Source organism: Allorhodopirellula heiligendammensis (genome assembly GCF_007860105.1).
GTDB classification, from domain to species: Bacteria; Planctomycetota; Planctomycetia; order Pirellulales; family Pirellulaceae; genus Rhodopirellula; species Rhodopirellula heiligendammensis.
In genome coordinates this window covers 64,323-79,178 of record NZ_SJPU01000002.1, presented here as the reverse complement: position 1 = coordinate 79,178, position 14,856 = coordinate 64,323, and the positions used below count along the sequence as shown (strand labels likewise).

Annotated in this window: 10 protein-coding genes; 7 read left to right on the top strand and 3 right to left on the bottom strand. The window is 56.8% G+C overall.

Annotated elements, in window-relative coordinates; translation table 11 throughout:
• The first annotated feature begins 3 nt into the window (after positions 1-3).
• From Poly21_RS10685 to Poly21_RS10660, 6 genes are all read left to right on the top strand, one after another.
• Positions 4-1,404 (top strand): MBOAT family O-acyltransferase, encoded by a 1,401-nt coding sequence (locus tag Poly21_RS10685; RefSeq protein WP_146407061.1) that lies wholly within the window; start codon positions 4-6, stop codon positions 1,402-1,404.
• A 9-nt stretch (positions 1,405-1,413) separates the two neighbouring features.
• The gene (locus Poly21_RS10680; protein WP_146407060.1) at positions 1,414-3,009 is read left to right on the top strand and encodes a sugar porter family MFS transporter; all 1,596 of its coding nucleotides are present in this window, start codon (positions 1,414-1,416) and stop codon (positions 3,007-3,009) included.
• Between the two features lies 1 nt (position 3,010).
• Complete coding sequence (locus tag Poly21_RS10675) at positions 3,011-4,624, top strand: serine/threonine-protein kinase (RefSeq protein WP_146407059.1); 1,614 nt, start codon at positions 3,011-3,013, stop codon at positions 4,622-4,624.
• A 220-nt stretch (positions 4,625-4,844) separates the two neighbouring features.
• Positions 4,845-6,881: a sulfatase-like hydrolase/transferase gene (locus Poly21_RS10670; RefSeq protein ID WP_146407058.1), complete on the top strand. Its 2,037-nt coding sequence runs from the start codon at positions 4,845-4,847 to the stop codon at positions 6,879-6,881.
• A gap of 174 nt (positions 6,882-7,055) precedes the next feature.
• A complete protein-coding gene (locus Poly21_RS10665) occupies positions 7,056-8,354 on the top strand; it encodes a sulfatase family protein (protein WP_302118599.1) in 1,299 nt (432 codons plus the stop codon).
• Between the two features lie 151 nt (positions 8,355-8,505).
• Entirely contained in the window at positions 8,506-8,964 is a 459-nt protein-coding gene (locus Poly21_RS10660) for a ferritin-like domain-containing protein (RefSeq protein WP_146407057.1), read from the top strand.
• 188 nt (positions 8,965-9,152) lie between these two features.
• On the opposite strand, the gene Poly21_RS10655 is transcribed toward Poly21_RS10660, so the two are convergent.
• Together Poly21_RS10655 and fba are read right to left on the bottom strand one after the other, a co-directional pair.
• Entirely contained in the window at positions 9,153-10,169 is a 1,017-nt protein-coding gene (locus tag Poly21_RS10655; protein WP_146407056.1) for a dihydrodipicolinate synthase family protein, read from the bottom strand.
• Between the two features lie 301 nt (positions 10,170-10,470).
• Positions 10,471-11,493, bottom strand: coding sequence for a class II fructose-bisphosphate aldolase (gene fba, locus Poly21_RS10650; RefSeq protein ID WP_146407055.1), 1,023 nt, complete (start codon positions 11,491-11,493; stop codon positions 10,471-10,473).
• Positions 11,494-11,975: 482 nt separating this feature from the next.
• Between fba and Poly21_RS10645 the strand changes: the two genes are divergently transcribed.
• A complete protein-coding gene (locus tag Poly21_RS10645; protein WP_302118596.1) occupies positions 11,976-13,109 on the top strand; it encodes a polysaccharide biosynthesis/export family protein in 1,134 nt (377 codons plus the stop codon).
• A 98-nt stretch (positions 13,110-13,207) separates the two neighbouring features.
• Here Poly21_RS10645 and Poly21_RS10640 read toward each other — a convergent pair whose 3' ends face one another.
• Positions 13,208-14,797, bottom strand: coding sequence for a class I SAM-dependent methyltransferase (locus Poly21_RS10640; RefSeq protein WP_146407054.1), 1,590 nt, complete (start codon positions 14,795-14,797; stop codon positions 13,208-13,210).
• Between the last annotated feature and the right edge of the window lie 59 nt (positions 14,798-14,856).

Here is a 14,856-nt window from a genome sequence, read left to right as displayed (position 1 = left end):
GCGTTGAATTTCGCCCAAGCTGAATTCGTCATCTTCCTGCTCGTCGTCCTGGCGGGAACGTGGGTGGCCGGTGAGCGGCGGCGACTGCGAAACGGATTCCTGTTAGCGGCGAGCTATTACTTCTACGCTTATTGGGACTATCGTTTTTGCGGGCTCCTACTGATTTCGACGCTTGTCGATTTTTTTGTCGCCGCTCGCATGCACCGTTGCCAGTCACCGCGACATCGGCTCGGATGGTTGGTAGTTAGTCTCAGCGTCAACCTGGGGATCCTGGGGTTTTTCAAGTACGCGAACTTCTTTATCGAGTCCGCCCGTCCACTCGTCGAGGCGTTGGGACTGCATGCGTCGACGCTCAACGTGATCCTGCCGGTCGGCATTTCATTTTACACGTTTCAGACGCTTAGCTATACGATTGACGTCTACCGGGGCAAACTCCGGCCGCACTCCAGTTTGCTGGATTTTGCTCTTTACGTCGCCTTCTTTCCGCAACTGGTCGCCGGACCGATCGTCCGCGCCAGTAGTCTGTTGCCCCAACTGGCCCATGTGCCGAAGTACCGTCCGCGACGCGTGTACGCGGGATGTCAGCAGTTGCTGCGGGGGGCGGTCAAGAAAATTGTCATCGCGGACAGGCTGGCCGAGTCGGTCGATGTAGTGTTCTCAGGCGTAGAGTTATACAGCAGCGTGACCGTCTGGATCGCCGTGATCGCGTACGCCGGTCAGATCTACTACGACTTTTCCGGCTACAGCGACATGGCGATCGGTGTCGCGAAACTGCTTGGCTATCGCTTTCCTGTCAATTTTCGCCATCCCTACTTGGCGACGTCGATGACGGAGTTTTGGCATCGCTGGCACATTACCTTGTCGACGTGGCTGCGTGATTACCTCTACATTCCGCTGGGTGGATCACGCGGTTCGTCAACCGCTACCAAACGCAATCTGATGATCACGATGGGCTTGGGCGGGTTGTGGCATGGTGCTGCGGTCACCTATGTGTTGTGGGGGATATGGCATGGCGTGGCGCTCGTCGTCGAGCGGTCTCACGTGAAGATTTGGCGGTCCGTGGCGCCGGCGCTGCGTTGGATTGCGGTGATGTTGGTCGTATTGATGGGGTGGGTGCTGTTTCGGAGTCCCGACTGGGCAACGAGTTTGGAAGTGTACGAACGGTTGTGGATGCCGTTTTTGACAGCTGAGACGTCGCCACGCATTCTATGGCTACCACCCCTGACGCTGCTGATGATAGGCATCATGGTGGTGGAGCATACGGTCTGGACCACGCGGCTGCGCCGATGCATGCGATTACCCGCCAATGCCTGGTATAGCCCCGTGGCCACGGCCATCATGATCTGGATGTTGTTATTATATGCACCACGTGATTTCCGCCCGTTTGTCTATTTCCAATTTTAAGTGATTGCCATGCCGAGTCGACTATTTCTGTGGGCCCTAACTTCGGCATTGGCGGGTTTCCTGTTCGGATTTGATACCGTGGTCATCTCCGGTGCAGAGAAAACGATTCAGTCGGTATGGTCGCTCGGCCATGCACAGCATGGGCTGGCGATGAGCATGGCGCTGTGGGGAACGGTATTGGGTTCCTTGGTCGGAGGTTGGCCGACCGATCGTTTCGGCCGCAAGGCGACTTTGCTCTGGATCGGTATCCTGTACTTGGTGTCAGCGATTTGGTCTGGCTTGGCGACCGATGTCTATTCATTCATGATCGCCCGCTTTATTGGCGGCGTGGGCGTAGGAATCTCGACCGTAGCGGCGCCCCTGTACATTTCGGAGATCGCGCCACCTGAACGTCGAGGGCGACTGGCGGGAATGTTTCAGTTCAACATTGTTTTTGGCATTCTGGTAGCCTACGCCTCCAACGCATTGCTTGCAGGTCTTGGGGAGAACGCGTGGCGTTGGATGCTCGGCGTCGAAGCGATCCCCGCACTCATCTATTCTCTGATGTGCATTGGATTGCCCGAAAGCCCGCGGTGGTTGATTTCTGAACGTGGCGATATCGACGAAGCCACACGCGTGTTACAACTCGCCAACCCAGAGATGTCCGCAGACGAAGTCAGCCGACTGGTTGATCAAATTCGCGACTCGTCAGTGGAGCACTCTTCCTCCGAGCCATTTTGGACGTGGCGAATGCGAGTGCCGATCATGTTGGCTTTCTTGGTCGCGTTTTTTAACCAGCTTTCTGGCATCAATGCCATTTTGTATTTTGCACCGAGAATCTTTGAAATGACGGGGCTCGGACAAGAAGCCGCTCTATTGCAATCGATCGGGATCGGTGTGGTCAATTTGCTATTCACCTTTGTCGGGCTTTATTTGATCGATCGACTCGGTCGTCGCACATTGTTGTATGTCGGATCGTTTGGGTATATCGCTTCGTTGGGATTGTGTGCCTGGGTGTTTCTCTCGTATGCACCGCAGTTTCAAGTCGCTAATTCAGCGATTGCGGTGAAGAGTTCGATTGAAACACTGCAGAAAGCCGAAGCGTTGCCTGTTCGCAATGATCTCGATATTGCCAAGTTTTCAGCTCAGGTAGACGATGCGAAAAACTCCTTGGTGTTGGCGTCGAACTCACCGGACTATGCGGGCGAGGCAGTGAAGTTTCTCCCCACCGATAATAGTGATGCGGTGTTGGCCACCGCTGACAACGCGATGGTTCGAGCGAGCGAGGAATCAGGGTTCGGGGGCAGAATGGTGATGTTGTGCATCTTCGCATTCATCGCCGCGCACGCGGTCGGCCAAGGTGCGGTGATTTGGGTATTGATTTCGGAGGTGTTTCCAAACCGACATCGCGCCGCCGGTCAGTCGCTCGGCAGTTTTACGCACTGGATTTTTGCAGCCCTGATCACCTTGGCGTTTCCCTGGTTCATTGGCAACTTCGCACCCTCATTCGTGTTCGGCTTTTTCTGCTTCATGATGGTGCTGCAGTTGATTTGGGTCGCAACGATGGTGCCCGAGACGAAAGGCGTGCCTTTGGAAGAGATGGAAGCGCGTTTGACCGGTGCGTGACATGGCGAATCGAGAGGACAAATCGCCGCACGATCATGAACAGCGTTTAGCCACTGTCTTAGCGGAAATGACGGACCGAGTCTGCAGTGGTGGAATTGCGGATCTGGACGAGGCATGTAAACAGTATCCCGATTTGGCGGCTGACCTACGCGAAATCTGGGGTGCTGTGTTGGTGACCGATACTGCCGGAGCCGCCCGCGACCAGATGCCGAGGCAGCGTCTGCCAATGAAGATGGGAGACTATGAGTTGCTCGAAGAGATCGGCCGGGGCGGGATGGGCGTCGTGTTCCGGGCGTATCAGCAATCACTTGATCGCGAGGTCGCGGTCAAAATGATCTTGCGTGATCGCTTGGCCAGTGAGGCTGACCTGCAGAGATTTCTCGCCGAAGCGACCGCCATGGCATCGTTGCAACATCCAGGAATTGTGCCTGTCTATGAAGTTGGCGACAGCGAGGGGCGTCCATTCTTCAGTATGAAACTGATTGTCGGTCAAACGCTATCTCAAAAGGTTGCTTCGGGACCGATGAACGTGAGGGCAGCCTGTGAGATGCTCATCGCAGTGGCTGAGGCGGTGGGCGCGGCACACGCCGACGGGATTCTGCATCGTGATATCAAACCGAGCAATATTCTATTTGCGTCCGACGGACGCCCCATGCTGACCGATTTTGGGCTCGCGAAGCCGATCGGCGGCGAGGCTGCGTTCACCCGCAGCGGATTGCTCGTGGGGACGCCAGCCTACATGTCTCCAGAACAGGCCAGTGGCCGCCGCCAAGACGTGGGCGTCGCCAGCGATGTGTATTCCCTCGGCGGTGTGCTCTACTACGCACTCACAGGTCGCGCTCCATTTGTGGCCGAAACACCGATGGAGCTTGTCATGTTGGTGATCGAGCAGGACCCGCCGCCAGTGCGCACGCTGCGTCCCGGACTCGATCGTGATCTCGAGATGATCGTGACCCGCAGTCTGCAAAAGCCAGCGGACCTGCGGTACGCGAATACCGCCGATTTGACTGCCGATCTACGCGCCTATTTGGCGGACGAACGCGTCGCGGCGCGGAGCGGTCATTTCAATCAAGTCGTTGCGAGAGTGTTTCGCGAAACGCATCATGCGGCTGTACTTGAAAATTGGGGGCTACTGTGGATGTGGCATTCGCTCGTGTTGCTAATTGCCAGTTTATTGACGTGGCAAATGGCCGTTCATGGCGTTCAACAGCGTGAGTTCTACGTCGGCGTGTGGGTGCTCGGTCTGGGAGGGTGGGCGGCCGTGTTCTGGAAACTGCGACAGCGGATGGGACCGGTCACGTTCATCGAGCGACAGATCGCTCACGTCTGGGGTGCCAGCATGATTGCGATTGCCATGTTGTTTCCATTGGAATGGTGGCTGGGGTTGGATGTGTTGAAACTGGCGCCTTTACTCGGCGTAATCAGTGCGATGGTGTTCATCATCAAAGCAGGAATGCTTAGTGGCGCATTTTATTTTCAGGCCATTGCCCTCTTGATCGGCGCGGTCGCCATGGCGCTATTTCCGCGCTACTCTCATCTGATATTCGGCGTGATTGCGGCGTCATGTTTCTTCTTCCCTGGTCTCAAGTACTACCGCCGACGGGCGACGTCGTGAGGCCGGCAGTCAGTGCGTCACACCTGTCGCCGCTGCTGGCCCGATGATGCGGTCCGGTTGCAGGCACCGCAACGGGGGCGGCGAGCGGCTATCGATCGTCAAAAAAACGCATCTCGCACCCAATTGAGGTTGCCGCTCGTTTACAATGGCTCGGCAGATGAGAGAATGATCGTCTCTCATGCCACGTTGACACTCCGCTTGCTTTGACAGAAGAGCTCATATGCCTCCCCGACTTACATTCTCATTCGCACTGCTTTGTCTACTACTTGGATCGACGCTAGCGGTCGGCGCCGATGCCCCGCCCCAACCACCGAACGTCATCTTCGTACTCTGTGACGACATGGGTTACGGCGATTATGGGGTGTTTTTCCAGAACATGCGTAAGGAGAACGCAGACCGCGCGGAGCCTTGGCATCTGACGCCGAAACTCGACCAAATGGCAGTGGAAGGGGTGCAGTTGCGGCAGCACTATTGTCCCGCTCCAGTCTGCGCCCCCTCCCGCGCGTCACTCTTACTGGGCGTGCATCAAGGCCATAGCAATGTGCGAGACAATCAATTCGACAAAATGCTCGAAAATAATCACACCTTGGGCACCGTCATGCGAGGTGCTGGGTACGCCACCGCTGCGATCGGCAAGTGGGGGCTGCAAGGCGGGTCAGCTGGCAATAATAAATCGAAACAGAATAAACCGGGGCCGCAGGATTGGCCTGGCTACCCGACTAAGCGAGGTTTTGACGACTTCTTTGGCTACGTCCGACATCGCGACGGACATGCCCACTATCCCAAGGAAGATGGCAAAGAGGTGTGGGCTAATGACGAGGAGGTGTCGGCCGATTTAGCTGGCTGTTACACCGCCGACCTGTTCACCGCTCGCGCGAAGAAATGGATTGTCGATCAACACAGCGACAATCCAACGAAACCGTTTTTTCTGTATCTGGCATTCGATACACCCCATGCGAAATTGCAGCTTCCTGCCGCGCCATTTCCTGCCGGTGGTGGTGTCGACGGCGGTCTGCAGTGGACGGGTGAAGCAGGGCGGATGATCAATACGGCCGACGGTGAGCCCGATTCTTACATGCATCCTGACTACGCCAACCAAACCTGGGACCACGATGATGATGAGTCAACCGCCGAGCAGCCTTGGCCAGACGTTTACAAACGTTACGCAGCCGATGTTCGACGAATTGATGACTGTTTGGGCGACCTACTGAAAACACTCGCTGATCTCGGCATCGACGACAATACGCTGGTCGTGTTCACAACTGATAACGGTCCAAGTCGTGAGTCCTATCTTCCCGAGAATTACGAACCCACCTTTTTCAGTTCGTTTGGGCCATTTGACGGGATCAAACGAGATACATGGGAAGGTGGAATTCGTGTCGGCGCAGTGGTGCGTTGGCCAGGCGGTGCTAAACCGGACCGAATTAGCGAATTGCCCAGTCAATCTCATGACTGGCTCCCCACGTTTGCCGAGCTCGCTGGCGTGGCGCCTCCCGCGCACTGCGATGGGACATCCATTGTCCCGATGTTGACCGAGCAAGGCGAACAGCAAACACCGCAGGTCTACGTCGAGTATTTTAATGGCCAGAAGTCACCTGGATATCAAGAATTCGAAGCCTCTCGTCGGGGTGGAGTTCGCAAGCAGATGCAGGCGATTCGCGACAGCGACTGGGTCGGTGTGCGGTATAACGTCCAATCTCACGCAGATCCATTCGAAATCTACAATGTCGTCGACGATCCTAAGCAGACTAAAAATCTTGCTGATCAGCTCCCAGACGTGCAGCAGCGAATGCACGACGCGGTCCTGCGACTGCGGCGGCCCAATGCATCCGCACCACGGCCCTATGATGATGAATTGATTCCGGCAATCGCAGACTCGGATGCCCAGCCAGGTGTGAAGTGGAGCACCTACGCTGCCAATACGCCTTGGTTGGCGAGGTTGGACGATCTCAGTCCCGAGGCGAGCGGTGACGCGGGAACCATTGACGAGTGTCCAGAGATTGCGTCTTCACAATCGCAACTCATCACGGGAATGTTCGATATTTCGGCTGATGGAAAGTACACCTTCACGCTGCCACCCGGGGTCACCGCTGTTCTGCGTCTGCACGACGCGACGGTGCTTGATGCGGGGTTTGCTCCCTCGGATGACGAGACCACGGGCACGATTATGTTAGCCAAGGGCAAGCATCCGTTCCGGCTCTATTGGCGTGGTTCCACCCGTGTTCCCAAGTTGACGCTGAGCGGTCCTAAGCAATAGATCGCAAGTAGCTGGGGACCATTGTCCCCAGCGAACGGTTTTGCGATGGTTCATCGCAAAAACTTTTGGACGAGACGATGCTCCCGTCCACATGCCGCGCTTCGGACGAGACGATGGTCCCGTCCTACCAGACGCCCTGTCCCACCCACCTTTTTCAATCAAGATCTGCCCACCATGAAGTGTATTGTCAATCTTGCCGTCGTCCTGATGACGATTTTCGCTATTTCGCCGACGCAGGCCGATGACTCGGCTGCACCGAACGTGGTCCTGATCATCTCAGACGATCAAGGATTTACGGACTACGGGTTCATGGGCAGCGAAATCGCGCGGACACCGAATCTCGATCGTATAGCAGCTGAGAGTCTTCTCTACACTCGTGGTTACGTAATGCCAGTGTGCTCGCCGTCCCTGGCCAGCTTGCTCACCGGACGGCTGCCGCATGTCCATGGAATCACGGGTAACGATTTGAGTGCCGAGAGTATCAAAGCTGTGCGTGCCAAAGGCAAGCTTGATCGGGATCCGCTCTCGCAACGCCTGCTGGCTAATTCGCCAATCCTGCCAAAGACATTGGGTGAAGCTGGGTATCAGACGTTTCAAACCGGCAAGCTTTGGAATGTGACTGCCGAGGAAATTGGCTTCTCGCAAGGCATGACCAACACAGAGGGGCGTCATGGGGGTGCAGGTCTGTCGATTGGCAGGGAATCAATGCAGCCGATCTACGATTTCATTGAAGACTCCCAGGCCAAGGAAAAGCCGTTTTTTGTGTGGTACGCCCCGCTGCTGCCTCACCAGCCGCACAACCCACCCCAAAAGTTGCTCGCCCATTATCAAAACCAGGGGCTGAGTCCCGATGCCGCCAAGTATTTCGCGATGGTGGAATGGTTTGATCAGACCTGTGGTGAACTCGATGACTATTTGACTGACAACAATCTGGCTGACAATACGGTCGTAATCTACTTGGCTGATAACGGTTGGGATGCAAATCGGAACGGCAGAGCCAAGCTTTCGCCATTCGAAAAGGGGATTCGCACTCCGATCTTCGTACGCTGGCCGGGAAAGGTGCAACCGCAGCGTGATGACGAGACGCTCGCATCGATTCTCGACATCATGCCGACGATTTTCTCAGCCTGCGGATTGGACGTGCCGGCTGACCTTTCAGGCATCAACCTCGTCGACCGCGAAGCGATGCAGGCGAGAAAGTCCATCTTTGTCGAAGGATACACCCACGACATCGCCGATTTGGCTCATCCGGAAAAGAGTCTCGTTACCCAGGTTGTTATCAACGGGTGGGACAAACTGCTGATTCCTGGCGCCAGACGGCCTGACAAAGAATACACTTCAGCGCCAGCGAGTATTGAGCTCTTTGATCTGAAAGCGGACCCGTTGGAAAAACGGAATCTTGTGTCGGAGCGGCCCGAGGTCGTGGCTCGATTAACGCAGTTGCAAAATGCGGAATGGGATGCTGCCAAATAGGCGTGGCGGCGTCGCAGCGAGTTTGAAGTTGCCGGAGCTGAGGGTGACTGGTTGCCCTCAGCCCTGATCACGCCCTTCCCCAGGTGGGCAGTTTGTGGGATGATGAGACTTCCTCAAGCCACCCACACCACCCCAAAAAGGGATTATCCTCATGGCCAGTGAAGCCCTGATTGACTGCCTCAACGAAATTCTCAAGCACGAGTGGACTGGTGTCGCTCAGTATTCTCAAGCCTCATTTATTCTCGAAGGCGTATGGCGAGAAGTTTACGCATCGAAGTTTGAGGGTGATGCAAAAGAGTCGTTTGGCCACGCTAACCTGATCGGCAATAAAATTGTTGCGTTGGGCGGCGTTCCCGTGGCGACCCGGAACGAAATCAAACAGAGCAAGGACCTCCGCGAAGTCCTGGAGTTCAGCTTGGCATTCGAAGCCAAAGCAGTCGAGATGTACACGAAGGCCCTCGAACTCGCTGAGTCCAATCGTGCCCTGGTAGTCTTCCTCGAAGACATCTTGCTACAGGAGCAAGAAGGCGTGGACGAGTATACCAAACTGTTGCGTGACACCCCAGCCGCTCAAGCGACGACGAGTGATTCTGCTCGTAAGTCGGGTTAAGGGAGAACTGAATCCCAAAGAAATGGAAGCTCTGTGCCGGGGACGTAACGGGCTATCGATTTAAAGCGAGGCAGCCGAACTCGTCCCCCGCCAGCGTTTGGGGCGGTGTTTGCACATTGGAACCGGGGACCTTCGTCCCCGGCAGAGTGTTGCCGTCTCTAGGATTCAATTCAAATCTGCACACACTCTTATTTCGTCGTACCCAATCGTTGCAGCACTTGGTGAACGACGGACTCAATTGACTGCGTCGAGACCGCGTCGCGTGGTGATGATTTCTCGAGTTTCTGAAGGATCGCTCTAATCTTTGCATCGATTTGGGGTTGGGCATCGGCAACTTTTTTGCGGCGTGCGTTGCTGTAGGGAACTCGCCCATCACCCAGATCCCAGCCGCGAGAGTGGGCGCCAGCTCGGAAGCCGTCGGGGAATTCTCCCAGCCCAATCATGCAGTCAAATAGTGCCAACAAGTCATATTGCAGATCCATCGCGCGGTCAATTTGGCCCGTGTGTACGCTTCGGTAGATCGAACGGGTCAGCTCGGGTACGACACCGCTCGAGGCATTGGTGCCGCCGTCGATGCCGGCAATTAGCATCGGCGCGAGTGATGGGTCCCAACCGGTTAGGAACGAAAAGTCGTCTCGCTGCGGCCGAATCGCTGCCATCATTCGCAGCATGTTCGGTAGGTCGCCCGAGCTGTCCTTGATCCCAACGATGCGGGGTTGTTCCAGCGCCAATCGTGTCGCTGTTTCAACATCGATTGGTGAGGCAAACATCGGGATGTTGTACAGTGTCACGTCGACGTCGACGCTGCCAGCAATCTGGGTGAAGTAGGCATGGACCGCGTCGCTGCTGAGCCGGTAGTAGAACGGAGCTACAATCGCCACCGCCCTGACGCCCATCTCACCGTAGGCTTGGCAAGCGGCAATCGTTTCGTCGACGTTTGCTTCGGCTGCGCCGGCGAGGACGGGCACCCGCCCCGCGGTTTGATCAACAACAATTTGCACGATCCGACGACGTTCTAGTGGCGAGAAGCGAACAAACTCCCCTGTGCTACCATTGGGATACAGGCCGTCAACACCGCGTTCGATCAACCAGTCGACATACCCGCGCAGCCGATCTTCGTCGACGCGTCCCGCATCGTCTACGGGCGTGATATTCGGTGTCAGGATGCCAGTGATCCGGTGGGGATGGTCAGCAGGAGGAAGCATCGCAGCGATTCAAAGAAGGAGCGGTCGAACGGGGTGATCGGAATAGCGGTTTCCCCACCAAGATAATCACGTTCGCCCCGATCTGCATCCAATAAACCTGGGTTTCGCCGGCGAGAACTTACGCCACAGCATCCCAGGCGTTGAACTCGCATCGCCCGGCAAAGATCGGGTGAGTGTTGCCGATGATTTCCCGTTCACCCAGTGTCCTGCATGTCCCCACGCCTTGGTTGTCAGGCCGTTGCTGTACAACCGCAGGCGACGTCAATAGAAGGCTTTCGCCACCTTGAACCGGGGTCACTACTCAGGCAGTGGCGCCGAGGGACTTGCGGAGCTTGGAGGCGTTGCCGGCTTGACCGAACGCTGTCATGCGGGCAACACAGACGTCCTTCATTGCCGTGCGGGCGGGCTTCAGGTAAGCGCGAGGATCAAACGCACCTGGATCTTCGGCGAATACCTTGCGAATCGCACCGGTGATTGCCATCCGGCAATCGGTATCGACGTTGATCTTACGCACGCCGCTCTTGATCCCACGCTGGATTTCTTCGACCGGTACGCCATAGGTTTGCTTCATCTTGCCACCATACTCGTTGATGATGTCCTGCAGCTCTTGGGGCACGCTGCTGCTGCCGTGCATGACGAGGTGCGTGTTGGGCAACTTGGCATGGATTTCTTCAATGCGGCTCATCGCCAAAACTTCACCGGTTGGTTTTTTGGTGAACTTATAGGCTCCGTGGCTGGTGCCGATGGCGACGGCGAGCGCGTCCACGCCGGTTTCTTCGACAAACCGCTTCGCTTCATCGGGATCGGTCAGCAATTGATCGTGGGTCAGTTCACCAACCGCACCATGGCCATCTTCTTGTTCGCCTTCGCCACTTTCGAGCGAGCCGAGGCAACCGAGTTCGCCTTCGACGCTGACGCCACGAGCGTGGGCGGCGCGGACGACTTCAGCGGTAACGCGGACATTGTAATCGTAGTCGGCCGGAGTTTTGCCATCGGCTTCGAGCGATCCGTCCATCATGACGCTGGTGAAGCCATTGTCGATCGCTGAAAGGCAGGTTTCAGGGCTGTTGCCGTGGTCCTGGTGCATGACGATCGGAATGTGCGGATACAATTCCGTGGCGGCGATCATGAGGTGACGTAGGTAGTTGTCTTGGGTGTACGATCGAGCACCGCGTGAGGCTTGAATGATGACCGGGGAGTCGGTCTCCTCAGCAGCTTCCATGATCGATTGGATCTGCTCCATGTTGTTGACGTTGAAGGCGGCGACGCCGTAGTTATTTTCAGCAGCGTGATCGAGAACGACGCGAAGGGGGACGAGTGCCATGGTGGATAGTTCCTCAAGCAAAGTGGGGATGACGGTGGGGTGAAACGATCCGCCGCGCGAGTGCCCCAGTGGAACAAATAGCCGCGAATTCAGCGGCAATTATCGCGTTCGACACCGGATTCGCAAGGGGCGCACTAGCCCCGCCATCTGGCACCGTAATCACCGCCCCAGTCGCCGTTTGTGGGGCTTTATGCTCCCCTGGGCACTGCATGGGAAGCATTCTTTCATCGTGAGCCACCAGGCATCGGAATCTGGCACCCTGGCCTCGAGCGAGCAAATTGGTGAGCAGCTCGGCGAGTAAATTTAGCGAGTGGGGTGGGCCGAGATGAGATCACGGACCGGACGAAAGTCCCCACCTACGATTCGGGATCGGGTCGTCAGGATTGTATCGATTGCGATAGCGTCCGGCGATTCTCAAGTTGCGAGCCGCCACTGGATCCGATTGTAGTTGTGGAAAGGATTCCACTCAAAAGGATGATTCGATGGATCGAAATTCGACTGGGCCGTTCGTGGCGTGGCTGGGAATGGGGCTCGTGCTGCTTGGTTGCACCAGCGGATGCAGTGCGCTCGGCCTGTCGTGCACGTCCGGCAGCCCCCTGACCAAAGAGGCAGAAGCGGTCCTCGAGCAGTCTCGAATCCCCCATGGGATCGCACGCGAGAACGCCAAGACGGTGCTCCCGCCGCACCGCCTGCAGCCCGGTGATACGGTCTTAATCGAGCCGGTCAGCCTCGACCGCGACCTGCGTTTGCCTGCCGACCAAACGGTTTTGGCCGATGGCACGATCGACTTAGGACCGTACGGTCGCATCGTTCTCGCGGGCCAGGATCTCGAGCAAGCCGAAGCCTTGATCGAACAACAAATTGACTTTCAAACTCGCGAGCAGTTGGAGACGTGTCGGCAGGCTGGGTGCGAACCAAAGAAATCCCGCGGGGGTATCGCCGAGACGTCCAGAGACTGCGACTCGATCGCGATTAATGTGCGATTGCTCGAACCAGTGCATCGCTACTACGTGCTCGGCGAGGTCAATGCGCCGGGCGCCTATCCGCTGTCTGGATTCGAGACCGTGCTCGATGCCATCGTTGCCGCAGGCGGACTTAATAGCAGCGCCAACCCCTGTCAGATCCTGTTGTCGCGTCCGTCGGAACCCTGCGAATGTCGGGTGACGCTGCCAGTCTGCTATCGAGAAATTGTTCAGCTGGGAAATACTGCGTCGAACTACCAACTGCGCCCCGGTGATCGTATCTTCGTGGCGTCGCGGTCCTGCTTCGATGAGATGATGTTTTGGCGTGCTCGCCAAGGCTGTCCGCGATGCGAAGCTTGCAATCGTGCGTGCCCGCACCCCGAGTTCTCGCCTGCAATCGACATGTCTCCGGTAGCTAACACCATGATCTCGCCGGGCAGCACCGGGTGGCTGAAGCTATCTAACGCACCGGCGAGTCCGGACTCCATGCTCGAGCCCGCATCGAACTCCGATTCGCCGACGCAGCAGTCGCCACGGCGGGAGACATTGGGTGACTACCTCAGTCCCGCCGAAGAGAATTCGGTGGGGGGAGCCGCGAGCGACATCGATGGTGAGTTGGACTTTGAACCCCTGGAAACGCCCGCACGACAGTAGCGGGTGCCAAGACGTCATCGATGTCTTGCTATTCGGCGTCTTTGCGTGTCAGGACTACGGCGCGTGTCAGGACGACGGCAGCGTCCAATTTGTTTGTGCTACCCCATTAAAAATCCCATTTCAGCAAGGTTTCTCAGGTTTGCTGGCACTTTTTCGGCCACGAGGCTGCGTAGCAAATCGGGGTCGGTAACAGCGGCACCTTCGTGCTGCAGCGAGACGCCATCGCGCGAGACGAAACGAAGCATGCCGTCGATAATGGCGTAATGGTCGTTGAAGCCGTCGCAGAGGCTGATCATCTCCCTCGTGGCCGCGTCCAATCGGATCGCCTGGTGTAGCTGAGATGTGACCACCGGGCCCCGGGCTGCCTGCCACCGGGCCAATGGACTGGATTTTGGCTGGGCCGAGACAATGTGTGTCAGCGGCAGAGGGCCGGTAGCGAACCGCACCATGCTCACCTGAGCGAGCTGCATCAATTCTTCCCTGAGAAGGGTCCGGGTCGCGTTGGAGTCTTCGCAGTTCGGTATCGTTGTGAGCACGTGCTGCCAAATCTGGCTGAATGATTTCGATGTCGGGCGGATCTGAGACAGATGCAATATCGCGGCCTTGGTGGTGGCACTGCGGAGGGTTGCGCTGGCTCCGTCGGGGTTGGTGATCCGCATCTCACCGTCGGGTGGTGTGTTGGGCAGTGGTTGGCCCGCCTCGTCGAAGCAGCTGACTTCCGTCGATAGAAATAAATCGGTAATCGAATCGGAGTCAGGTGATTCACCAATCGGTGCACTTGAGTCAGCCCGGCAGATCAGCGATTGTCGAAACGTACGATTGCATAGAAAGTCGATTGTCTGTTCGCGCTCGACCATCGGCATGGCGGTGAGTCGGCGCTGTATCCCTGGGCTTTGTGAGGGCACGAACGCAAAGCTTGACTCACAGATAAATCTCAGGCTCGCAGTGCTGATCTCGTTGATAAACTGACTGAAATAGCGTGGCTCGTTGACCGCTTCGAACTGTTCATGAAAGAGATATGACTCATCGGACTGGCAGAGCCCTTGGAACTGCTCTCGCAGCAGTTTTCCGTAACCGGAGGATTCAGGCACCGATTCGGCGAGATCCGCGACGAACCGTTTGGCCTCGCGAATCATTTGCAGCGGCTCACCTGGATGGTTTGCCGCATGAAACTGGATCAGTTCTCGCACCATGCCTTTGGCGTGCCAGCCCGGCAGCGTGTTGTAGCTGATCAAAGCCACTCCGTGCGGCGATAGGTGGTCGTCGCAGATGCGCAGTACGTGCTGGCGAACACTTTCTGGTACCCAGGAATAAACACCATGAACGAGGATATAGTCGTACGTGAGATCACGACTCGATCCCATCGCCTCCCCTGGGAACTCGCTCAGATCGCCCTGTCTCAGTTGGATATTTTTAAATCCAAGTTGAGCAATGGTGGCTTGTCCGGCCGCAATGTGCCCGGGGCTAAGATCGACGCCTGAGAACTGCGAATCGGGAAAGAGCGACGCCAGGGAGATGAGGTTTCCACCTTGGCCGCAGCCCAGTTCGAGCACGCGGCACTGCTCACGGTGCGGGCTCGGCGGAACCGCCCCAAACAACTGCGCCATCGCCGCGATGCTGTCGGGGTTGGTGCGGGGGTGAACGAAGTCGGGGTAGGGAACGGTTTCGTAGGATTCGGGAGAGTTCATTTTACCTGTTTCGTGAAGGAATAAAAAAAGCGTCTGATTGCTCAGACGCTTTTCGTAGG